Here is a 21,423-nt window from a genome sequence, read left to right as displayed (position 1 = left end):
CGACATGCATGCTGCCTTCCTGCGCTACTTCACGGTGGTGGCTCGCGCGGGCTCGATCCGCGCGGCGTCCGAGCAGCTGCATGTCGCCTCCTCCGCGATCAGCCGCCAGATCCAGAAGGTCGAGGAGGAGCTCGGTACGCCGCTTTTCGAGCGGTTGCCCGGCGGGCTGCGGCTGACCCAGGCCGGCAGGACGCTGCTGACCCATGCTGACCAAACTCTAAATGATTTCGAGGTGTTGAAAGGCGAACTTGGCGCGCTCAGGGGCGAAAAGACCGGCACCGTCTCGATCGCTTCGCTCGACAGCCTGCTGGTGAGCTTCCTGCCCGAGCAGGTGGGCAAGTTTCACAAGACCCATCCCAAGGTGGATTTTCGCGTGCGCACCGGGGCGCATGGCACCGTCACCACCATGGTCGCCGAAGGGGAGGCCGATCTCGGCATCACCTTCAGCCTCGCCCGACCCGAGGATACCGTCTTCGTCTCTCCGATCCCGATGCCGCTGATGGCGATGGTCGCGGCGGATCATCCGCTGGCCGAGCGGCGCTCGGTCACGCTGAGCGATTGCGCCAGCTACAACCTTCTGTTGCAGCTCGACACCGCGCCGATCCGCTCGCTGATCGAGATGGAGCTGTCGGTGCTCAACCGGACGGGGCGCGTGCTCGCCGCGTCCAACAACCTGATGATGCTCAAGCCGCTCATCCTCGATGGCGACGGCGTCGCCTTCTACACGCCGCTCGGCATGGTGCGCGAGCTGGCCGAGGGCAGCATCGTCGCGGTGCCGCTCGAGGGCACGCGGCTCGGCGGGCTGGAACTGGGTCTGCTCGTCCCGCGCCGCCGCAAGCTCACACCCGCCGCGGAGGCGCTTGTCGCGCAGCTGACCGAGGGGCTCGAAGCGCTGCGCGACGCGCCCTGGATGCGCAAGCTCAATGCGTTGGAAGGGGCGTGAGCCCCGTACTCGATGTCGATCGCTGGTGGCCACGTCCGGGGCATGGCGCGCCCGAGGGGCCGCGACGCATGTCCTTCGATCCGGACCCGCGCGCCGCGCCGGGGCAGGGTGGCACCGGGTTGATAGCGCTGCCCGCGCCGATCAACGGGCATGACCACGGCTACGGCATCCGAACGCTCGATTTCGGCGCGAATGACGACGCACTCGAGCCGTGGATCGCCGGGCTGCGGCTCAGGCCGCGCACCGATCCCTATCTCGAAGCGCTGGTCGCCTTTGCGCGGCTGGCGCGCTCGGGCTGCGCGGGCACGGTGCATTGCCACAATTCGTTCAATGCCGACCGCCTTGTCGAGGAGGCGGGCGAGGTGGTGCGCGCGGCGCGCGATGTCGGGATACGCCTCGCGCTGAGCTGCCCGCTGCTTGATGCCTCGCCCATGGTCTATGGCGGCGCAGAGGCCTACCGGCGGACGCTCGGCGCGGCGGATGCCGGCTGGCTCGACGGGCTCCTCCCGCGCTACGCCCCGATCGCCGAACAGATCGCCGCCGTCGAGGAGATCGCCCGCCGCCATGCCGGGCCGATGGCCGACGTGCAGCTCGGGCCCATCGGGCCGCAATGGTGCTCGGACGCGATGCTGGAGGCGGTGGCCGAAGCCTCCGCGCGCCACGACCGGCGCATCCACATGCACCTTCTCGAAAGCCCGCGCCAGCGCGGCTGGCTCGACCGGCGTTTCCCGGGCGGAGTGGTGGCGCATCTCGACGCGATCGGCTTCCTCTCGCCGCGCCTCACCGTGGCGCATGGCGTGCAGCTCACCGAAGCCGAGGCGGAGCTGCTGGCCGCGCGCGGCGTGCGGCTCGCCTCGAACCCCTCGGCCAACCTGCGGCTGCGTTCAGGCATCCTACCCGGCGCGGTGCGCGCGCGCATGGCGACCGGCATCGGCCTCGATGGCACCGGCTTCGACGACGCGCAGGACATCTGGGCCGAGATGCGGCTCTTCGGCCTTCTGCAGGCCGGGCGGGGGCTGGAGACGGAGATGCCGGTGGCGGCGGTGTTCGACGCCGCCTGCGGCATCAATGCCGAGATCGGCGCGATGCCGCGCGGAGCGGATGTCGTTACGATCGACTGGGCCGGGCTTTGCGCCGAGGCGCTCTGGCCCGACGAGGCGCCGGGCGCGCGGCTGCTGGCGCGGGCAAGCGCGCACCATGTGCGAGATCTGGTGGTGGATGGCCGGCTGGTGCTGCGCGACGGCGCGCCGACCGGCGTGGATTTCGATGCGGCGCTGACCGAACTCCTGGCGCAAGCCCGCGCCGACCGACCCCGGATCAACGCGCTGCGCGGCGAGGTGGCGCGGATCGCGGCGCTGACGCGCGCGCATTACGCCGCCGACTGATCCGCCACGAGATCATAGTGACGAATGCTTCGGTGCTCGACCAGCGCCGCCTCGGCCGCGTCGACATGCGGCTGCGTGTAATCCTCACCGGCAAAGGCCTTGAGCGCGTCGAGATCGCGCCAGATCATCACGAAGGCAAACTCGCGCGGGCTCTCGGACCGCGCGGCTCCCGGAAGCACCTGCACGAGACCCTTCGTGGCCCGCATGAGCGGGATCGCCGTGTCGTGAAAGAACCGCGCGAACTCGGCCTCCTTGCCGGGCCGGGTCACCACCTCGAATATCCGCATGATCATGTCCGAAACCTCCCTCCAAGGGGGCCACGGGGGGGCGCGGCCCGATCCCGCCAGCATAGCACGCGGTCAGCCTGACCCCGGCACGAAAAGAGGCGCGCGCCGCGGGGGAGCGGACGCGCGCCGGGAGCCACCGGGAGGAGGGGGTGGCGCCGTTTCCGGGTCAGGCCTGGATATAGGTGGTCTTGACCGTGGTGTAGAATTCGCGCGCGTATTGCCCCTGCTCGCGCGGGCCGTAGCTCGATCCTTTGCGCCCGCCGAAGGGGGTGTGGTAATCGACGCCCGCGGTCGGAAGGTTGACCATCACCATGCCCGCTTCGGCATTGCGGCGGAAATGTGCGGCATGGCCGAGATTGGTGGTGCAGATGCCGGCGGAGAGGCCGAAATCCGTGTCATTGGCCAGGCGCAGCGCTTCGTCGTAATCGGCCACCTTGATCACCGTGGCGACCGGACCGAAGATCTCCTCGCGGTTGATGCGCATCTCGTTGGTGGTGCCGGTGAATAGCGCGGGCGTCATGAAGTGGCCGGGGGTCGCGCCCTCGATCACCTCACCGCCGCAGACCAGCGTGGCGCCTTCCTCCTGGCCGATCTTCACGTAGCGCCTGTTCTGCTCCAGCTGGCTCTCATCGACCACCGGGCCGATATGGACCAAGCCGTCCATCGGGTCGCCGACCTTGAGCGAGTTGAGCTTTTCGGTCAGCGCTGCGACGAAGCGGTCGTGGATGCCCGCCGTCACGATCAGCCGCGACGAGGCGGTGCAGCGCTGGCCGGTCGAGAAGAAGGCGCCGTTGAGCGCGCAGTTCACCGCCGTGTCGAGATCGGCGTCGTCGAGCACCACGAGGGGGTTCTTGCCGCCCATCTCGAGCTGCACCTTCTTCATCTGCGCCACGCATTTTTCCGCGACCATGCGCCCGGTCTCGACCGAGCCGGTGAAGCTCACCGCATCGACCTCGGGGCTGTCGAGGATCTCGGCACCGATCTCCGAGCCGCGCCCCATGACGAGGTTGAACACGCCCTCGGGCGCGCCCGCCTCGTGGATGATCTCGGCCAGCGCCCAGGCGCAGCCCGGGGTGAGATCGGCAGGCTTGATCACCACGCAATTGCCGAAGGCCAGCGCCGGGGCGATCTTCCACGCCGGGATCGCGATGGGGAAGTTCCACGGGGTGATGAGGCCGATCACACCGAGCGCCTCGCGCTGCACCATGACCTCGACGCCGGGGCGCACGCTGTCTATCGCGTCACCGGTCTGGCGCAGCGTCTCGCCCGCGAAAAAGCCGAAGACCTGGGAGGCGCGCATCACCTCGCCCTTGGCTTCGGCGAAGGTCTTGCCTTCCTCGCGGGCCAGAAGTTCGCCCAGCTCCTCGGCGCGCGCGGCGATGGTGTCGGAGACCTTCTTCAGCAGGTCGTGGCGCTGTTGCGGGCCGGATTTGCTCCAGGCCGGAAAGGCCGCGCGCGCCGCGGCAATGGCGCGCGCGGCGTCATCCTTGGAGGCGCGGGCATAAAGGCCCACGATCTCGTCGGTGTTGGCCGGGTTGCGGTTCTCGTTGACATCCGCGCTCTCGACCCATTCGCCCGCGATCAGGTTGCGGTGCTGCTTGGTCACGTCGTTCATCTTCATCTGTCTGTCCTGTCGTTCTGGGATTGTATCGCTCAGGCCGGCTCGGCGGCATGCGACGGCAGGGCGGGAAGGGCCTGCGCCTGATCTGTCGAGAGCGGGGCGAGCGGCGGGAGCACGCGGGCATAGCCCGGCGCATCATGCAGCCGCGCCACCAGCGCCTTGACGCTGGGGATGAGCGGCGTCGCCGCGATGGCGCGGCGATGGCGGCCCAGGTCTTCGGCAAGGGCGGCATCCGAAGGCTCGGCCCAGAGCCGTTGCGCCAGTGGCGCGGTGAGGTTGACGGTGGCCGAGATGCAGCCTGCGAAACCGCGCGCAGGCACTTGTGCCAGCGCGGATTCGTCGCTGGGGAACACGTCGAAGCCCGGGATCCGCGCCAGCTCGGCGGCATAGTCGAGATCGCCCGAGCTGTCCTTGGCCCCGGCGATGCGGTCGGGAAAGCTCGCCTTGAGCCAGGCCGCGAAGCCGGGATCGAAGCGCAGGCCGGTCATCTGCGGGAAATTGTAGAGGTAGATCGGGATCGGCCTGTCCGCCGTGGCCTCGATCAGCCCTTTGAAAAAGGCATAGAGCCCGGCGTCGTCCACGCCCTTGTAATAGTAAGGTGGCAGCACCAGCGCCCCGGCAAAGCCGAGATCGGCGGCGTGGCGCGTGAGCGCGACGGTGGTGGCGAGGTCCGGGCAGCCGGTGCCGACCATCATCCGGGTGGGCGATATTTCCCCCGCCAGCGCGGTCATCAGCTCCATCCGGTCGGCGGCGGGCAGGGAGCTGGCCTCGCCGGTGGTGCCCAGGAGGTTGAGCGCGTCGCAGCCGTTGTCCAGAAGCCAGCGCGCGTGGCGCAGCATCGGCGCGGGATCGGGGCGGCCCTCATCGGTCAGGGCGGTGGCGATGGCGGCGATGACGCCGCGCGGTCGGTTGGGGGTCATCTGCACCTCAGGCAATCTGGCGTTCGGATTTGGGGCGGGCGGCGACCAGCGGGTGATCGGCCTTGACCGAGACGGACTTGTCCCAGCCGCCGGGATCGCCGAGACCGGAGACCTCCGCGCCGAAGAACTCGCGGTTGATGGCGGCGAAGGGCCGGGCCTCCTCGGGCAGCTCCTCGTCATAGTGGATCGCGTCCACCGGGCAGATCGACAGGCACAGCCCGCAATTGATGCATTCCTCGGGATGGATGTAGAACATCCGCCCGCCCTCGTAGATGCAGTCGGCCGGGCAGGCGAGCGTGCAGGCGCCATCCTTGATGTCGATGCAGGGCTCCGCGATCACATAGGCCATCGGGCTGGTCGCTCCTTGTGGTCATGGGGCGACTATCGATCGCAGCTGCGATCCAATAAAGAGCAGATTTCCGAGTGGGTCGTTGCCGAATTGGCAATTGGCGGGCTTGGTCAAAGCCGATCAGGAGTGGTTAACTGAGTTATCGGTGAACGGGTCGGTGTAGTGATCCCCCCCCCCCCATAATATATTACATAATTTACCTTACGCGTGCTAATTGTGGTGCCGGGCGCGCGCTACTTCCAACTGCGACTTTTGTTTGAAAACAATACCCTATCAAGCAGGAGTTTTCCAGTATGGGACGTGTCTACGCGCAGCTGACGCTCGAGGAACGCCGCAAGATCGAGCGCTGGCGCCATGCCAGAGTGTCTGTGAATGAGATGGCGCGGGTGTTGCGCCGGCATCGCTCGACCATTTTCCGCGAGCTCAGGCGCAATCATTTCCAGGATCCCTGCATGCCCGAGGTCGTGGGCTATTTCGCAATGGCCGCGCAGCTGAGGACCAGTGACCGCCGTGCCCGCCAGCGCAAGCTGATCCGGCATCCGCAGCTGCGTGACCAAGTCGTCGATCGGATCAAGGACGGCTGGACCCCGGAACAGATCGCCGGCCGGATGCGCATCGAGCGCGCGCCGCTACGGGTCTGCCAGGAAACCATCTACCGCTACATCTACGCCAAGGAAGGCATGCGCGAAGAGCTGTGGTGGTATCTGCCGACCCATCGCAAGGCCCGGCGTCCAAGACGCGCCCGCAAGCGTCGTGCGCCGAAATTCCATCGCGATGTCAGCATCCTGTTCCGGCCCGAGGCGGTGGCGCAGCGTTCGCAATTCGGCCATTGGGAAGCGGATTTGATGTTGTTTCGTCAGCGGTTTGGCTCCGCCAACGTGACCTCGCTCGTCGAGCGCGTCAGCCGGTTCACCGTGCTGCTGAAGAACGCCGACAAGCGGACCCGCCCCGTCATGGACAAGGTCATCGCCGCGATCCGTGCGCTTCCCCAGCCGGCGCGCAGATCGATCACCTTCGACCGTGGCACCGAGTTTGTCTCGTGGCCGCATCTCCAGGCCGAGATCGGCACGAGCAGCTGGTTCTGCGACCCTTCCACGCCATGGCAGAAAGGTACGGTCGAGAACACCAACCGCCGTGCCCGCCGCTGGTTGCCCCGGGAGCGCGACATCGGCCAACTCTCGGACCACGACATCCGCGAAATCTGCGACCAGCTGAACGCCACGCCTCGCAAATGCCTCGGATGGAAGACCCCCGCAGAAGTGTTCCGGGCGAAGATGCTGGAGAAGAGGGCGTGAGCGCCCTACCCTCAAACCATCGCGGAGTCGCGGTTCAAGTATCGCTCACCGTCAGCACCCCGCTCGGCGGGGCCGCCGGTCTTTAGATGCAGGAATCGGAGCAGTCATGCCCGAGGCTGCTTTGAGCAACATTTCCGAGAACTGCCGCCACATGCGGCGGCGGCCATTTCCCTTGCGGCTGCGCTCAGCCGAAGACGCGCTCCAGCCCTGCTGCGGGCATCTCAGCGCCATAGGCAGCCAGATACGGTGCGATCAGCGCCTCCACCCGCGTGCGGCCCAGGGCACGCATCTGCATCACCGGCGGGTTGCCGAAGCGCAGTGCCTGCTCCGCGCCGGTATCGAAGGCATCGGGCGCAGCGACACCCTCGGCCGATGCCTCAAGCACAGGCAGGAAGAGCGCACCGCGCAGCCTGTCGGCGATCATGCGCTCTGCCTCGTTCGAGAAGGGAGCAGGGGTCTCTTCGATCTGCCAGAACTCATCGGCCTCGCCCATGCGCACCATCTGCCTGGCCGGTGCATAGAAGGCGCCCAGCGGTGCCAAGTTGCGCAGCGCGCTCAGGTTGATGCGAGGTTTGATGATGTTCATCACGGCGAAGGGGCCCAGCGGCAGCGCGAAGTTCTCCCGCGCAATGCCGTCGATCTGTCCGGTCGTGCCCAGCCCGTCCTGCAGGCAGCGCACTGCCTCGTTCGTGTAGGGGCAAAAGAAGCGGTTGACTACGAAGCCGCTGGCGTCGCGGCATTCCAGCACCACACGGTTTGTCCGCTTCAGAAGGACCCGGGCGGCGTCCAGCGCCTCTGTGCCACTGCGGGGGCCGCGCACCAGCTCAGTCAGCGGGTTGATCTCTGCCGGGCTGAAATAGTGCAGCCCTACGAACCGTTCCGGCGCGGGCAAGCTGTCGGCAAGCGCGTCCACCCGCAGCGCGCTGGTGTTCGTAGCCAGTATCGCGTCTGGTTTCATGATCGGCACGAGCTTGTCGAAGAGCGCCTGCTTGATGACGAGCTCCTCGAACACCGCCTCGATCACCAGATCCGCCTGACCGGCAGCCGTGATATCGGTAGAAGTCGTGAGCAGTGCCCGGGCCTCCTGCGCCTGCCGGGCGCTCATCCAATCCTTCTCTACCGCCCGGTCGAAGAAGCGCGCCACGCGCGTCTTCAACGTTGCCAGCGTCATCTGGTCAGTGTCGATCGTGGTGACCGGCAGCCCAGCGGCGAGGCAGGAGATCGTGATCCCGCCGCCCATGGTTCCGGCGCCGATGACGGCGATGGTGTTAATCTCCATCAAGGCTCTCCTGTTGATTTTGCGGCGCGTGCGTGCCGATGCAGGAACGCGTGCACCGCCGAGAAGAGCGCGGGGGCGCGCCGCTCTGCGTTGATGAAATGCGTTCCATTGCCGATCTCGAGATACTGTTTCTCGGCCGTGCCCAGCCGGTCGAAAAGCGCCAGCATGTCGCTGCGGGTCGACGTCGGATCCTGCGTGCCCCGGATGAGCAGCACGGGGCAATCGATCCTGCCGGGATTGTAGATCGGCCTTCCGCTGAAACACTCCCACAGATCGATCAGCGTGCCGTTGGGCACGCAAAAGGCCGACGGCGTCACGGTCCGGGCGGTGGGATCGTCCAGAAGGCTGACGCGTGCCAGCTCCTGCAGTACCGTCTCCTCGCGCCAGTCGTCGGCGCCAGGGGGAAGCTGCGTGTCCCAGCGGCGGCGCATGTCCTCGGCGCTGATCCGCCTGTAGGCGCCGAGCGGACGGCATTGTCCGGGCATTTCGGGATCGGCAAGCTCGGCCAGCCATGCCTCGTTGCGCTCGGCAAAGATGGGGGCATAGAGCGCAAGCGCCCCGACCATGTCGCGCCCCGCCCCGGCGGCGTAGCGCGCGCAGGTCGTGCTGCCCCAGGACCAGCCGACCAGCGCGGCGGGCCGTCTGTGACGACAGGTGATGAAATCCATGGCAGCGCCGATATCGGCGATGGCTTCCGGCCCGGTGCAGGCCGGGCCCGCGCCATCGGCGAAGGCCCGCGCCCGCCAGTCGGCATCGCCCGAACGGCCATAGCCGCGCAGGTCCAGCGCATAGGCGGCGAAACCCGCTGCCGCGACGGCCCGGAGCCAGCTGACACCGCCCGCGTCGATATCGAACATCCGCCCCGAAAAGGTAGCGCCATGCACGAACAGCACCGGCGGACGCTCCGCCGAGTCGCCGCGCGCCGCAAGGTGCAGGCGAAGGCCGGGATCGTCCGGTGCGGTCAGCCAATGGCTTTGCGGCGGGCCGGAGTCAGCGGTTGCGGCCAAGGCGGGCATGGCGTCAGGCCACCTGCAAGACAATCTTGCCGATATGCTCGGAGGTTTCCATCCGCGCATGGGCCTCGGCGGCCTGTTCCAGCGGGTAGACCGAGTCCATCACCGGCGCGATACGACCCGCCTCCAGATGCGGCCAGACCTCCTTCAGCAGCGCCTCGGCGATCCCGGCCTTCGCCGCATCGCTCTGGGGCCGCAGGGTCGAGCCGGTGATCGTCAGCCGCCGGGTCATCACCTGGGTCATGTTGAACTGCACCTCGGCACCCTGCAGGAAGGCGATTTGCACCAGGCGCCCGTCATTTGCCAAGGCATTGAGGTTGCGCGCCACATAGGGGCCGCCCACCATGTCGAGGATGAGTTGCGCACCGCCTTCGGCCTTCATGACCTCGACGTAATCCTCGTCGCGGTAGTTGATGGCGCGTTCCGCGCCCAGCGTTTTGCAAGTCTCGCATTTCGCGGGCGATCCGGCTGTGGAGAAGACCCGTGCGCCGCGCAGCGCGGCAAGCTGGATGGCGGTCGTGCCGATCCCCGACGAGCCACCATGGACGAGAAACCGCTCCCCCGCCTGCAGGCCGCCGCGCATGAAGACGTTGGTCCAGACCGTATAATAGGTCTCGCAAAGTGCAGCGGCCTGCTCCATCGACAGGCCCTCGGGCACCGGCAGGGCGTGGTCGGCATGGGTCAAGGCATATTCCGCGTAACCGCCGCCGGGCAGCAACGCGGTCACCGCGTTACCCACCTGCCAGCGGGTCACGCCCTTGCCCAAAGCGGCCACATGGCCCGCGCCTTCGAGCCCGGGAAGAGGCGAGGCACCGGGGGGAGGCGCGTAGTTGCCCGCGCGCTGCAACGCGTCGGGACGGTTCACACCGGCATGGCTGAGGCGTATCAGGATCTGCCCCGGACCGGGCTGCGGAACGGGCTGGGTGGCGGGTTTGAGCACCTCGGGCGCACCGTATTCGGAGATCTCGACCACGCGCATGGTCTCGGGAAGTTGCATCGTTGAGCCTCGGCGTTTGGGGCATCTGCCCGGGCGTCGGTATGAAAACCCGGCTTCGCGCATCGCCCGGAGGGCGACATGACGGGAAGGTGGTCAGAGGCCCGCGATGGGCCCCCGCCTTGTCGGATCAGGCCTTGCCGGTCAGACGCATGAATTCGTGCAGCAACTCGGCCACGCGGCCCGAGTAGTCGGGATCACGCTCGGCGAACTCGTCGACCACTTCCATCGACTTGACGCGAAGCTCCTCGACCACGGCGGGCTCGAGATTGGTGATCTCGCCACCGAGCTCATTGACGAACTCGTCCTTGCGCACGAGGTCCTGATGCAGGAAGTGAGCGCTGGCATCGGCGCTGGTGGCACGGACGACCTCGTTGAAGGTCGCCTTCAGATCGTCGCCTATGGCGTTCCACGGCTCCATGCCGACCATGACCTCGCCGTTCAGCTGGCTCACCAGATCGGGCTGGACGATGTACTTGGTCACTTCCTGGAAGTTCATGCCCCAGCCGGTCGAGATCGAGCCCCAGTGCGCCCCCTCGACGACGCCGGTTTGCAGTGCCTGGTAAAGCTCGCCGCCCGGGATCGACACGGGCGAGGCGCCCATTTTCTCGAGCACCATCGCGGCGGTGCCCGTGGAGCGCACCCGCCAGCCGGCAAAGTCTTCCTTGGTCACCAGCGGGCGGTTGGAGTAAAGCGCCAGACCAGCGTAGGAGACGGGGCCCGCCTGATAGATGCCCTGCTCGGCATAGGCCTCGCGGATAATGTCCAGCGCGCCCATTTCGTACATGAACATGTGCATCTCTTCGTGGCTGCCGAAGGTGCCGATGTTGCCGTTGAGGTGGCCCGCGACGGGGATCCGGCCCATCCAGTAAGACGGGTAGATGAAGGCGCTTTCCAGCAGACCGCGGCGGACCGCGTTCAGCACTTCGCCGGTGGGCACGATGCCGTCGTTCTGGACGGGTTCGATGGTCAGCTCGCCGCCGGTGGCCTCGGTCATGCGGTTGGCGAAGTTGACGAAGACGTCCTCGTAGTACCAGTTTCCCGTGGGCCAGTGGGTCTGCATCCGCCAGGTGGTCTTGCCTTGGGCGATGGCCGCGGGCGCGGCCAGAACCGAGCCGACACCCGCTGCCGCACCTGCGGTCAGAAGGTTTCGCCGGGAAAGCGACTGCTTGTTCAAGGTCATGTTTGGTCCTCCACTAACGTTAAGGGACCGCTCCGCATAACTCCTCCTGCGGGGCGGCGGCTGCCGAAGCGGGTCAGAGCCGCTTCGGAAGATCGGTGAAACTGGTGATGATCTGCGGGAACAGGAAGATCAGCGCCCCGGTGAGAAGCATGAGCAGGAAGAAGGGGGTGATCGAGCGGTAGATCGCGCTGATCGGCGTCTCCGGGCTCAGGATCTTGAGGTAGAACAGGTTGTAGCCGAAGGGCGGTGAGATGTATCCGATGCACAGGTTCAGCTGGAACAGGATACAAAACCAGATCGGATCGAAGCCGAGTTCGACCACGATGGGAAAGAAGATCGGCAGCATCAGCAGGATGATCCCGATGGGGTCGAGGAACATGCCCAGCACCAGCGTCACGGCCTGCAGGATCACGATCATCATCATCGGCGACACGTCGAGATCGCGCAGGAAGTTCTGCATGAAGACCGTGCCCCCCGCTCCGCCGTAGACGGCGATGAAGGCGCTGGCGCCGAAGACGATCCAGATCACCATTCCGGTCATCGCGGCGGTCTCGTAGCTGACGTCCTTGATGTAGCTCCAGTTCAGCTCGCGCCGGATCGCGACCGAGATGACCACGGCGGCGGCACCGACGGCGGCGGCCTCGGTCGGGGTGGCAATGCCGGCGAAGATCGAGATCAACACCGACAGGATGATGATCAGCGGCAGGAAGACCGAGCGAAGGGCGCGCAGCCGTTCGGACAGCGGGGCCACTTCGGCGGCGCCCGGGGCCAGCTCGGGCCGCATGTAGCTGCGGATCGCCACATAGGCGAGGAAGAAGCCCAGCAGCAGCAGCCCCGAAACGAGGCCGCCCAGGAACAGCCGACCGACGGACTGGCCGGTCTGCATGCCGATGACGATCAGCGTGATCGACGGCGGGATGAGGATGCCCAGAGTTCCCGAGGCGCCGATGGTGCCCAGTACGAAGGAGCGGTCGTAGCCGCGTTTGTCCATCGCCGGGATCCCGACGAGGCCGGTCGTCATGGTCGAGGCGGCGCAGCTTCCGGTCATCGCCGAAAGCGTTGCGGCGAACCCTGCCGTGCCCAGCAGCAGGCCGCCGTTGGTGCGGCCCGACCACAGGTAGAAGGCATGATAGAGATCATGCGCGATCTTCGAGCGTGCCAGCGCCACGCCGATGAAGACGAACAGCGGGATCGCCGACAGCAGGATCGACCACATGGAGCCGAACATCGTCGTGACGATCGAATACATGCCGGAGCCGCCGAAGGTCAGCAGGCCGAAGATGACGGCGGTGCCGCCCATCGCAAAGGCCAGCGATACGCCGCACAGGATGGCGACCAGCACCATTCCGAACATGCCGATCGTGAGGATTTCAGCGCTCATAGAATTTCACTCCTCTGCGCTTCGGCAGAACGGATGTCGGCATCGGGATTGACGATCAGCACCAGCGCGCGGACCGCCTCGATCACCCCTTGGACGGTGATGAGCAGGGCGCCGAGGAACAGCGACAGCTTGATCGGCCACATGGGGTGGCGCAGCACGCTGTCATCCAGCTCGTTGTAGCGCCAGGCGTCCTCGAACAGCCAGAAGCCCTCCCAGACCAGGACGACGCCCCAGATGATGAGGAAGGCGCAGTTGACCAGATCGAGAAAGGCGTTGAACCGCGGCGAGCGGGTGCCCAGCAGCAGGTCGACACGGACATGGTTGCGGCGGATGAGCGTATAGGCGCCCACCATCACGAAATAGGCGCCAAAGATGCGCTGGGTGTAGCCATGCGCCCAGATCGTGGGCGCGCCGAAGACATAGCGGGCGACCACCTCCCAGCACAGAACGACGATGCCGATCCAGATCAGGAAGGACACCGCCTTGCCGATCAGCACATTGAGACTTTCGATACGTCTGAGCAGTGTCATGTCACGACCTTTCGGGTCTTGGCCTATCGGCTCGGATCTGCCTCGTCCGACGGATCGAGACCGGCCGCCTGCAGGGCGCGGATGGCGAAGCGCTCGGCCAGCGGGCCCAGCTCTGCCGCCTCGTTCGAGGCGGCGTTGCCCGCCCCGGCGCGGTCGGCGATGCCCACGAAGATCACCGCGAAGCGAAAGAGCGCGAAGGCCATATGGAAGCGGGTGAGTTCCGCCGTCTGGCGGGCATGGGCGTGGTAATGAGCCACGAACTCCTCGCGCGAGGGAATGCCGAGCGCCGCATGGTCGAGGCCCAGAATGCCGCCGTATTCGTCCGGCGCGGTCTGCCAGGGCATGACGCAGAAGCCCAAATCCGCCAGCGGATGGCCGAGAGTCGACAGCTCCCAGTCGAGCACCGCAACGACCCGCGGCTCGGTGGGGTGGAACATCATGTTGCCCAGCCGGAAATCACCATGGGCGATGGAAACCGCACCGTCATCGGCGGGCATGTTGGCGGGTAGCCAGTCCATCATCCGGTCGAGCGCGGGGATGCGCGGACCGGGCGAGTCGGCATATTGCTTGCTCCAGCGACGCAGTTGCCGCTCGAAATAACCGCCGGGCCGGCCGTAATCGTCCAGGCCCACCTCGTCGGGACGCAGCGCATGAAGCCGCGCCAGCGTCTCGGCCATGGACAGGTACATCGCCCGCCGCTCCTCGGGGCTCAGCCCGGGCAACGCACAGTCCGAGAAGACGCGCCCCTCGAGCCGCTCCATCACGTAGAAGGGCGTGCCCAGAACCCCGGCATCCTCTTCAAGCACCAATGCGCGGGGAACGGGCACGTTGGTTCCCTCCAGCGCGCGGAGCACACGAAACTCCCGCTCGATGGCGTGGGCGCCGGGCAGGATCGCCCCCGCCGGCTTGCGCCGGAGCACCAGCCGCCGCGGACCCCAGGTCACGAAATAAGTGGGGTTCGACTGGCCGCCGCTAATCGGCTCGAAGGCCAGCACGGCGTCAGGGCCGCCAGCATCGGGAAACTGGCGGCTCAGCCAATCGCGCAGCGCCGCAGCATCAAGATCGCTCATTGGGTCACCATCGTCTTGGCGGTCTCCCGCAACAGGAATTTCTGGATTTTGCCGGTCGCGGTCTTAGGCAGCTCGCCGAAGACGAAGCGGCGCGGCCGTTTGAAGCCCGACAGATGTTCGCGGCAGAAGGCTTCGAGATCGGCCTCGGTCAGGCTCGCGCCCCTGCGCGGCTCGACAAATGCCCAAGGCGTCTCGCCCCACTTGTCGTGCGGCACGGCGACCACGGCGGCCAGCAGCACGTCGGGATGTTTGTGGAGCACGGTCTCGACCTCGATGCTCGAGATGTTCTCGCCGCCCGAGATGACCACATCCTTGGCCCGGTCGCGGATCTCTATCTGGCCGTCGGGGTGGCGCACGGCCAGATCGCCGGTGTGCAGGTGACCGCCCGCGAAACTGGCTTCGGTCGCCTCGGCGTCGCGGAAATACCCGGCCATCACCGTGTTGCCGCGCAGCACGATCTCGCCCTCGGTGATGCCGTCGCGGGGCACTTCCTTGCCCGTCTCGTCGACAACGGCGATGCCGCCGGTGGTGGAATGGCGGTAGCCCTGCCGCGCCAGCAGCGCCGCGCGGGCCTCGATGGTGCCGGGCGCGTCCGCACCGGGATCATTGAACGTGGCCGGACCGTAGCTTTCGGTCAGACCGTAGCCATGCACGAGGTCGAAGCCGCGCTCCTCCATCCCCGCCAGCAGGCTGGGTGTGGGGGCGGCGCCGCCGGTCATCACCTTGACCCGGTGCGCAGGCGCGGCCCCGTCGTGGTCGAGGAGCATGTAAAGAACCACCGGCGCACAGCACATGTGGCTGACGCGGTGTCGGTCGATGAGATCGAGGATCGGTGCCGGCTCGACCTGCTCCAGACAGACATGCAGGCCGCCGGCGGCGGTGACGCCCCAGATGTGGCACCAGCCGTTGCAGTGGAACATCGGCAGCGTCCAGAGGTAGCTGGTCGCTGTGGTGTAGCCCAACGACATGACGTTGCCGACCGCGTTGAGATAGGCGCCGCGGTGGGTGCAGATCACCCCCTTTGGGCGGCCCGTCGTGCCCGATGTGTAATTGAGTGAGATGGCTTGGGTCTCGGACGAGACATTGCCCGACCAGTCGAGCGCCGGCACCGGACCGTCGAAGAGATCGAGGCCGCTTCCACCTGCCGAGGCTTCGCCCGGCACGTCGCAGAGCCGGGTGACCGGCACGGCCGCATCTGCAAGCGCTCCGGCGGTCCGTGTCTCGCACAGCACGAGCTTGCTGCCGGCATGGTCGAGAATATAGGCGATCTCCTCTGCCGAGAGCCGCGTGTTGAGCGTATTGAGCACCGCACCCAGCGCCGGCACCGCGAAATGCGCGGCCAGCATCTCGGGCCGGTTGGTCAGCATGACCGAGACCACGTCACCCCGCCCCACGCCCTGTGCGCGCAGCCAGTCGGCCATGCGCGCGACCAGCGCGCCGAACTCCACATAGGTCCAGCTGTGGTCGTGCCATGCCACGGCGGGACGTCCGCCATGCACCTCGATCGTGCGGTCCAGCAGATCAAGCGGCGTCAGGGGCCGGAAATTGGCGGCGCGGGCCGCAAGATGCAGATCCTCGAACATGTTCGGCACCTCCTCATGCCTTGATGTTTCACCGGGTTGCCGAGTTCAGCTTCTGGCGACCTCCCAGCTCCAGAAGTCCCGGTGCTCTTTGCTCAGGAACCGCTCCAAGACCATCTTGTGGACCTCGTCCGCGCCATCGACCAGACGCGCCTGCCGGGCATAGCGGTAGATCCATTCAAGCGGCGTGTCGGTGGAATAGCCCCGGGCGCCGTTGATCTGGATGCCGGTGTCGGCCGCCTGATGCAGCAGGTTGGCAACGTGCACCTTGGCCATCGAGACCTCCTTGCGCGCATAGCTTCCCTGGTCGAGCGCCCAGGCCGCCTTCATCACCAGAAGTCGCCCGATCTCGATCTTCATGGCCAGATCGCCCAGCATCTGTCGGATACTCTCGCGCTCGATCAGGCGCTCGCCGAAGGCGTGGCGATCAGAGGCGTAGTCCTGCGCGATCTCGACAGAGCGCTTGGACAGGCCGAGCCAGCGCATGCAATGCGTCAGGCGCGCAGGCCCCAGGCGCATCTGCGTGACCTTGAGGCCAAGCCCCTCGCCCAGAAGCACGTTGTCGGCATCGACCTCCAGCCCGTCGAAGACCAGCTCGCAATGGCCGCCATGCTCCTCGGGGCCCATGATCGGGATGCGCCGGTCGATGTGCCAGCCGGGCTGGTCCCGGTCGAAGAGGAAGGCCGTGAGCCCCCGGCGCGGATCGTCGGAGGTGCGCGCCATCAGGATGAAATGCTGCGCCGACTCGGCGCCGGTGATGAACCATTTGCGACCGGTGATGACGTATTTGTCGCCCTTCCGTTCGGCCTTGGTCAGCATCATCGAGGGATCGGAGCCGGAGCCCGGACCCGGTTCGGTCATCGCGAAAGCCGAGCGCACGCGCCCGTCCACGATGGGTGCAAGCCAGCGCTCTTTCTGCGCATCGGTCGCGGCCTGTTCCAGCACCATCATGTTGCCGTCATCGGGCGCGGCGGAGTTGAAGACCACCGGCCCGAAAATCGAGCGGTTCATTTCCTCGTAGCAGACGGCCATGCCGACCTTGCCCAGCCCCTTGCCGCCGGTCTCGGGCTTGAGCTGCAAGCACCACAGCCCCGCGGCCTTGGCCTTTTCGCGCAAGCTCCCAAGCAGCGTTTCGTCGATGTTTCCATGGGCGTCATAGGAGCTGCGATCGGCCTCGAGAGGAATGATCTCTTCTTCCACGAAGCGGGAAATGCGGGTGCGGTAGTCCTCGATCTCGGGGGAAATCGCGAAGTCCATGGGGCGTTCCTTATAGTGATGTGACCAGATGGCCGCCGTCGACCACCAGCTCCGAGCCGGTCATGAACCGGCCGTGATCCGAGGCCAGCAGCAGCAGCGGCGCTGACAGATCCTCCATTTGGCCCAGCCGGCGTATGGGGATGCGGCGCACCAGCTTCCGGCCTGCCTCGGTCGCGAAGAAATCGCGGTTGATGTCGGTCTCGATGTAGCCCGGGCAGATCGCGTTGACTCGGATGCCGTGGCGGGCCCATTCCAGCGCGTTGGCGCGGGTCAGCTGCACCACCGCCGCCTTGGCCGCGGCATAGGCCGACAGCCCACCGGCCACGCGCTTGCCCAGGATCGAGGCGATGTTGATGATGCTGCCGCCCCGCTGCGCGGCGACCATCGCCCTCGCCGCCGCCTGCGAGACCAGAAAGACGCCGGTCAGATCGGTGTCGATCACCTGCCGCCAGTCCTGCTCGGGCGTGTCCAGCGCAGGGCCGTTGAAGGCGATGCCCGCGTTGTTCACGACGATGTCGAAGCTGCGCCCGTCGAACGCCTCGGCCACCGAGGCGGCGTCGGTCACGTCAAGACGCAGGGCCTCGGCCTCACCACCGCTGGCGGTGATCTCTTCTGCGAGGGTGGCGACCTTCTCGGCACGACGGGCGGCCACCGCCACCTTCGCGCCATGCGCGGCGAGAATCCGGGCGAAATGCACGCCCAGGCCGGACGACGCGCCGGTCACCAGGGCGGTGCGGCCGGCAAGGTCAAATCCCACACTTGTGGCGGATTGCGGTTCCTGTCCTGTCACGATCGACTCCGTTTTTCGAACGAGCGCTCGATATATTTGTTGCACGGCCGCTCTGGTGCTGACAAGAATTTTATTGCAGTCTGCAAGCGATTTCCCTCGCTCTCAGCAGGAGACATGTCAGCGTGACAACCGCCGGGACCCATCTGCCCACGACCGAAGATCTCTGCCGGTCGGTGCTCGAGAACAACCGCGACAGCATCTCGATCCAGAAGCCCGAGTTTGCGGTGCGCAAGCTTGCGTTGATACTGAACGCGGCGCTGGAACTGTCGAACAAGAAGGGGTTTCAGGCCATGAGCCTGCGCGATCTGTCGCGGGCGTCGGGCGTCAGCATGGGCGGGCTCTATTCCTACTTCGACAGCAAGGACACGCTGCTCAAGATGATCCTCTCCGAGGTCACGGGCGCGGTCGAGGCCGCCCTCGGCGAGCCGCCGGCCGAGGTACGGCAGACACCGCGCGACCACCTGCTGTGGCTGATCGACACCCATATCCGGCTGACCGAGGCGATGCTGCCGTGGTTCACCTTTTCCCTCATGGAGGCCAAGAACTTCCCTGCCGCCGAGCGCAGACAGGCCATCGACAGCGAGGAGCTGACCGAGAGCTATTTCGCCGAGGTTCTGGCCCGGGGTCAGCAGGACGGCAGCTTCTCGGCGGACATGCCGCCGCTGATGGCCGCGCTGACCAAGCCGCTGCTGCAAGACTGGTACGTCAAGCGGGCCAAGTACCGTCGGCGCAAGGTCCACATCGATAGCTACATCGCAATGGTCCAGAACATTGTCTTGGCCGCCTGCGGTGCAGCGACAAGAACCACCGCTGAAAAGGCCGAGAGCGACCCCGCCTGATACCGGGCGGCGAGCGATCGGAACCACGGATGCCGCGGCGTGCCGCTTTCCTGCGCGCCACTACGACACTCGAGACCAGAAGGAACATCCCATGACCAAATCGGTAGTCATCGCCTCCGGCGTCCGCACCGCGATCGGCGATGCCGGCGGCGCGCTGGCCGGCGTCAGCCCCTGCGACCTCGGCGCCGCCGTCGCCCGCGAGGCCATCTCTCGCGCGGGGATAGAGGCCGGGGAGGTCGGGCAGACCGTGTTCGGCAACGTCATCCACACCGCGCCCGAGGACATGTACCTGTCCCGCGTCGTCGCCCTGCGGGCCGGCGTGCCCGAGACCGCGCCGGCGCTGACGCTCAACCGCCTGTGCGGCTCGGGACTGCAAGCGGTGGTCAGCGCCGCCGAGCAGATCCTGCTGGGCAATTGCGAGATCGCGCTGGCCGGCGGCGCCGAAAGCATGAGCCGCGCCGGTCATCTGCTGACACAGTCGCGCGGGGGCCAGAAGATGGGCGACGTGGTGGCGACCGATATGATGCTGGGCGCGCTCACCGATCCGTTCGGCAACGGCCACATGGGCGTCACCGCCGAGAATGTCGCCAGGCGCGGCAACATCGACCGCGCGGCGCAGGATGCCTTTGCCGTCGAATCCCACCGCCGCGCCACCCGTGCCATCGAGGAGGGCCGGTTCAAGAACCAGATTCTGCCGGTGACCGTGCGCCGTGGCCGCGAGGAGGTGACATTCGACACGGACGAGCATGTGCGGCCGGGCCTGACCGAAGCCGATCTGGCCAAGCTGCGCCCGGTCTTCGCCAAGGACGGCTCGGTCACGGCCGGCAATGCCTCGGGGATCAACGACGGCGCGGCGGCGCTGGTGCTGATGGAGACCGAGACCGCCAAGGCGCGCGGTATCACCCCGCTGGCCCGGATCGTCGCCTATGGTCTGGGCGGCGTCGCGCCCGAAGTGATGGGTCTGGGCCCCGTGCCCGCCTCGCGTCAGGCCCTGGAGCGCGCCGGCCTGCGGGCGAGCGATCTCGATGTGATCGAATCGAACGAGGCCTTCGCCGCGCAGGCCTGCGCGGTCAGCGCCGACCTGGGCCTGCCCGCCGAGAAGGTGAACCCCAATGGCGGCGCGGTGGCGCTTGGTCACCCGGTCGGCGCCTCGGGCGCAATCATCCTCACCAAACTGCTTTACGAACTCGAGCGCATCGGCGGCCGCTACGGCCTTGCGACCATGTGCATCGGCGGCGGCCAGGGGATCGCCGTGATCGTCGAGCGCGGCTGACCGGCCTCCCGAACCGACGAAAGAAAGCGCCGCGTCCCGTCCTGATGCGTTCTCATTCATAGGGGCGCTGATGCTGTAACCGCCCCCCCGACGGCATCGGTGTGCCAAGGTGGGTTTGCAACATTCCACATTGGAGGGCGGTCATGCCGGAAGTTACCATAATCGGTCTGGATCTGGCGAAGAACGTGTTTCAGGTGCATGGAGCTGATGGCTCCGGCCATGCGATCCTTCGCAAGAAGCTGCGCCGGGATCAGGTCCTTGCTTATTTTAACCGAGTATCACCGTGTGTTGTCGCCATGGAAGCCTGTGGCGGCGCTCACTTCTGGGGCCGTGAAATCGGCAAGTCGGGCCATGAGGTGCAGCTGATCCCGCCAGCGTATGTGAAGCCCTTCGTCAAGCGGCAGAAAAACGATACTGCCGATGCGGAGGCAATCTGCGAAGCCGCGCAGCGCCCGTCGATGCGCTTCGTGCCGGTGAAGAGCGAAGCGACCCAGGGGGCTGCCATGGCCTTCCGCGTCCGGGAGCTTTTGATCCGACAGCGCACCCAGGCGATCAATGCCCTGCGCGGCCATCTGGCCGAGTTCGGGGCAGTGGTGCCGCAAGGGGCCACCAACGCCGGGCGCCTGGTGGCTCGGGTAGAGGATCGGGACAGTGGCCTGCCAGACGATGCACGAGGCACCTTGGAAGTCTTGATCGGAACGCTGGCGCAGCTCGACACACAGATCAGAAAGCTTGATGCCGAGATTGCCCGTCATGCCAAGGAGAGCGACGTCGCGCGACGGCTGATGACGGTCCCGGGCATTGGCCCGTTGATCGCCACGGCGATCGCGGTTTTGGCGCCCCCGCCGAAGACGTTCCGAAGGGGCCGGGACTTTGCCGCTTGGCTCGGCCTGGTGCCGCGACAGCATTCGACGGGCGGCAAGCAGCGCTTGGGCGCCACCACGAAGATGGACGAGCGATCCTTGCGACGCCTGCTGATCATCGGCGCCAACAGCGTCATCATCAAACGACACGTTCACAAGGAGGCGCAGCCGGGCACGTGGCTGGGCGGCCTGCTGTCGCGCAAGCTGCCGATGTTGGTGCGGGTGGCGCTGGCCAACAACGAGCCTTTGTGCGCCATTGGTTCAAGCACAATGGCGAGTGCGCGGATCGTCTGGGCCTTGATGGCTTGAGGCGGCGTCTACAGGTCTTAGGTCGCGATGGCGTAAGCCAGCGTCGGCCGCGAGGGCGTCGGAGCGAAAGAGGGCAAGGAGTTGTATGGCGCAACGGTCGTGAGACGGGATCGGGAAAACCAGTGTGCATGTATGGATGCCCCGTTGATGCAAGCGATGTTTGAACGGCTCAAGCGTATGATCGGGTGCGGTCATGTATCAGGCCTCTCTATGCGGCGCCGATGCCGCCGCGAGCCGGTATGGCGATGCGCGGATCAGAGGC

General features: G+C 66.6%; 20 protein-coding genes. 6 read left to right on the top strand and 14 right to left on the bottom strand.

The window, feature by feature from the left end; all coding sequences use genetic code 11:
- Positions 1-4: 4 nt before the first annotated feature.
- Positions 5-943: a LysR family transcriptional regulator gene (locus tag NHG85_RS13755; protein ID WP_253333306.1), complete on the top strand. Its 939-nt coding sequence runs from the start codon at positions 5-7 to the stop codon at positions 941-943.
- The gene (locus NHG85_RS13750) at positions 940-2,328 is read left to right on the top strand and encodes an amidohydrolase family protein (RefSeq protein WP_253333304.1); all 1,389 of its coding nucleotides are present in this window, start codon (positions 940-942) and stop codon (positions 2,326-2,328) included. The genes NHG85_RS13755 and NHG85_RS13750 overlap by 4 nt, the downstream gene beginning before the upstream one ends.
- On the opposite strand, the gene NHG85_RS13745 is transcribed toward NHG85_RS13750, so the two are convergent.
- From NHG85_RS13745 to fdxA, 4 genes are all read right to left on the bottom strand, one after another.
- On the bottom strand, positions 2,313-2,621 hold the full coding sequence (locus NHG85_RS13745; RefSeq protein WP_253333302.1) for a putative quinol monooxygenase: 309 nt from the start codon (positions 2,619-2,621) through the stop codon (positions 2,313-2,315). The genes NHG85_RS13750 and NHG85_RS13745 overlap by 16 nt on opposite strands.
- A gap of 160 nt (positions 2,622-2,781) precedes the next feature.
- Positions 2,782-4,236: an aldehyde dehydrogenase family protein gene (locus NHG85_RS13740; RefSeq protein WP_253333300.1), complete on the bottom strand. Its 1,455-nt coding sequence runs from the start codon at positions 4,234-4,236 to the stop codon at positions 2,782-2,784.
- Between the two features lie 32 nt (positions 4,237-4,268).
- Positions 4,269-5,156: a dihydrodipicolinate synthase family protein gene (locus tag NHG85_RS13735; RefSeq protein WP_253333298.1), complete on the bottom strand. Its 888-nt coding sequence runs from the start codon at positions 5,154-5,156 to the stop codon at positions 4,269-4,271.
- A 7-nt stretch (positions 5,157-5,163) separates the two neighbouring features.
- Positions 5,164-5,505: a ferredoxin gene (gene fdxA / locus NHG85_RS13730; protein ID WP_253333297.1), complete on the bottom strand. Its 342-nt coding sequence runs from the start codon at positions 5,503-5,505 to the stop codon at positions 5,164-5,166.
- 293 nt (positions 5,506-5,798) lie between these two features.
- Between fdxA and NHG85_RS13725 the strand changes: the two genes are divergently transcribed.
- Positions 5,799-6,800: an IS30 family transposase gene (locus tag NHG85_RS13725; protein WP_253333294.1), complete on the top strand. Its 1,002-nt coding sequence runs from the start codon at positions 5,799-5,801 to the stop codon at positions 6,798-6,800.
- Positions 6,801-6,984: 184 nt separating this feature from the next.
- Here the strand turns inward: NHG85_RS13725 and NHG85_RS13720 are convergent, their stop codons facing one another.
- From NHG85_RS13720 to NHG85_RS13675, 10 genes are all read right to left on the bottom strand, one after another.
- Positions 6,985-8,079, bottom strand: coding sequence for a 3-hydroxyacyl-CoA dehydrogenase family protein (locus tag NHG85_RS13720; RefSeq protein WP_253333292.1), 1,095 nt, complete (start codon positions 8,077-8,079; stop codon positions 6,985-6,987).
- The gene (locus NHG85_RS13715) at positions 8,079-9,086 is read right to left on the bottom strand and encodes an alpha/beta hydrolase (RefSeq protein WP_253333290.1); all 1,008 of its coding nucleotides are present in this window, start codon (positions 9,084-9,086) and stop codon (positions 8,079-8,081) included. The genes NHG85_RS13720 and NHG85_RS13715 overlap by 1 nt, the downstream gene beginning before the upstream one ends.
- Before the next feature lie 13 nt (positions 9,087-9,099).
- On the bottom strand, positions 9,100-10,089 hold the full coding sequence (locus NHG85_RS13710; protein ID WP_253333288.1) for an NAD(P)H-quinone oxidoreductase: 990 nt from the start codon (positions 10,087-10,089) through the stop codon (positions 9,100-9,102).
- Between the two features lie 127 nt (positions 10,090-10,216).
- On the bottom strand, positions 10,217-11,269 hold the full coding sequence (gene dctP, locus NHG85_RS13705) for a TRAP transporter substrate-binding protein DctP (RefSeq protein WP_253333286.1): 1,053 nt from the start codon (positions 11,267-11,269) through the stop codon (positions 10,217-10,219).
- A 73-nt stretch (positions 11,270-11,342) separates the two neighbouring features.
- Positions 11,343-12,650, bottom strand: a complete 1,308-nt coding sequence (locus tag NHG85_RS13700; RefSeq protein ID WP_253333284.1) for a TRAP transporter large permease — start codon at positions 12,648-12,650, stop codon at positions 11,343-11,345.
- Positions 12,647-13,180: a TRAP transporter small permease subunit gene (locus NHG85_RS13695; protein ID WP_253333282.1), complete on the bottom strand. Its 534-nt coding sequence runs from the start codon at positions 13,178-13,180 to the stop codon at positions 12,647-12,649. Before NHG85_RS13695 ends, NHG85_RS13700 begins: the two co-directional genes overlap by 4 nt.
- A gap of 23 nt (positions 13,181-13,203) precedes the next feature.
- A complete protein-coding gene (locus NHG85_RS13690) occupies positions 13,204-14,250 on the bottom strand; it encodes a phosphotransferase family protein (protein ID WP_253333280.1) in 1,047 nt (348 codons plus the stop codon).
- Positions 14,247-15,833: an AMP-binding protein gene (locus tag NHG85_RS13685; RefSeq protein WP_253333278.1), complete on the bottom strand. Its 1,587-nt coding sequence runs from the start codon at positions 15,831-15,833 to the stop codon at positions 14,247-14,249. The genes NHG85_RS13690 and NHG85_RS13685 overlap by 4 nt, the downstream gene beginning before the upstream one ends.
- A gap of 45 nt (positions 15,834-15,878) precedes the next feature.
- Positions 15,879-17,087, bottom strand: a complete 1,209-nt coding sequence (locus NHG85_RS13680) for an acyl-CoA dehydrogenase family protein (RefSeq protein WP_253333276.1) — start codon at positions 17,085-17,087, stop codon at positions 15,879-15,881.
- Between the two features lie 10 nt (positions 17,088-17,097).
- On the bottom strand, positions 17,098-17,844 hold the full coding sequence (locus NHG85_RS13675; protein WP_253333274.1) for an SDR family NAD(P)-dependent oxidoreductase: 747 nt from the start codon (positions 17,842-17,844) through the stop codon (positions 17,098-17,100).
- 155 nt (positions 17,845-17,999) lie between these two features.
- Between NHG85_RS13675 and NHG85_RS13670 the strand changes: the two genes are divergently transcribed.
- The 3 genes from NHG85_RS13670 (at position 18,000) to NHG85_RS13660 (ending at position 21,161) form a co-directional block, all read left to right on the top strand.
- Positions 18,000-18,716: a TetR/AcrR family transcriptional regulator gene (locus tag NHG85_RS13670; protein ID WP_253333272.1), complete on the top strand. Its 717-nt coding sequence runs from the start codon at positions 18,000-18,002 to the stop codon at positions 18,714-18,716.
- 91 nt (positions 18,717-18,807) lie between these two features.
- Complete coding sequence (bktB, locus tag NHG85_RS13665; protein WP_253333270.1) at positions 18,808-19,989, top strand: beta-ketothiolase BktB; 1,182 nt, start codon at positions 18,808-18,810, stop codon at positions 19,987-19,989.
- Positions 19,990-20,132: 143 nt separating this feature from the next.
- On the top strand, positions 20,133-21,161 hold the full coding sequence (locus NHG85_RS13660; protein ID WP_253333268.1) for an IS110 family RNA-guided transposase: 1,029 nt from the start codon (positions 20,133-20,135) through the stop codon (positions 21,159-21,161).
- Positions 21,162-21,423 lie beyond the last annotated feature (262 nt).

Source organism: Limimaricola litoreus, assembly GCF_024159025.1.
Taxonomy (GTDB): domain Bacteria; phylum Pseudomonadota; class Alphaproteobacteria; order Rhodobacterales; family Rhodobacteraceae; genus Limimaricola; species Limimaricola litoreus.
Note: the sequence above shows the minus strand (reverse complement) of the source record. Positions and strands in the feature narration are given on the sequence as shown.

Excerpts from the sequence above, each read along its gene's own strand:
- NHG85_RS13685 (WP_253333278.1), bottom strand. The coding sequence starts at position 15,833 with ATGTTCGAGGATCTGCATCTTGCGGCCCGCGCCGCCAATTTCCGGCCC.
- bktB (WP_253333270.1), top strand. The coding sequence starts at position 18,808 with ATGACCAAATCGGTAGTCATCGCCTCCGGCGTCCGCACCGCGATCGGC.
- fdxA (WP_253333297.1), bottom strand. The coding sequence starts at position 5,505 with ATGGCCTATGTGATCGCGGAGCCCTGCATCGACATCAAGGATGGCGCC.
- dctP (WP_253333286.1), bottom strand. The coding sequence starts at position 11,269 with ATGACCTTGAACAAGCAGTCGCTTTCCCGGCGAAACCTTCTGACCGCA.
- NHG85_RS13710 (WP_253333288.1), bottom strand. The coding sequence starts at position 10,089 with ATGCAACTTCCCGAGACCATGCGCGTGGTCGAGATCTCCGAATACGGT.
- NHG85_RS13680 (WP_253333276.1), bottom strand. The coding sequence starts at position 17,087 with ATGGACTTCGCGATTTCCCCCGAGATCGAGGACTACCGCACCCGCATT.
- NHG85_RS13690 (WP_253333280.1), bottom strand. The coding sequence starts at position 14,250 with ATGAGCGATCTTGATGCTGCGGCGCTGCGCGATTGGCTGAGCCGCCAG.
- NHG85_RS13660 (WP_253333268.1), top strand. The coding sequence starts at position 20,133 with ATGCCGGAAGTTACCATAATCGGTCTGGATCTGGCGAAGAACGTGTTT.
- NHG85_RS13755 (WP_253333306.1), top strand. The coding sequence starts at position 5 with ATGCATGCTGCCTTCCTGCGCTACTTCACGGTGGTGGCTCGCGCGGGC.
- NHG85_RS13695 (WP_253333282.1), bottom strand. The coding sequence starts at position 13,180 with ATGACACTGCTCAGACGTATCGAAAGTCTCAATGTGCTGATCGGCAAG.
- NHG85_RS13740 (WP_253333300.1), bottom strand. The coding sequence starts at position 4,236 with ATGAAGATGAACGACGTGACCAAGCAGCACCGCAACCTGATCGCGGGC.
- NHG85_RS13720 (WP_253333292.1), bottom strand. The coding sequence starts at position 8,079 with ATGGAGATTAACACCATCGCCGTCATCGGCGCCGGAACCATGGGCGGC.
- NHG85_RS13735 (WP_253333298.1), bottom strand. The coding sequence starts at position 5,156 with ATGACCCCCAACCGACCGCGCGGCGTCATCGCCGCCATCGCCACCGCC.
- NHG85_RS13745 (WP_253333302.1), bottom strand. The coding sequence starts at position 2,621 with ATGATCATGCGGATATTCGAGGTGGTGACCCGGCCCGGCAAGGAGGCC.
- NHG85_RS13725 (WP_253333294.1), top strand. The coding sequence starts at position 5,799 with ATGGGACGTGTCTACGCGCAGCTGACGCTCGAGGAACGCCGCAAGATC.
- NHG85_RS13700 (WP_253333284.1), bottom strand. The coding sequence starts at position 12,650 with ATGAGCGCTGAAATCCTCACGATCGGCATGTTCGGAATGGTGCTGGTC.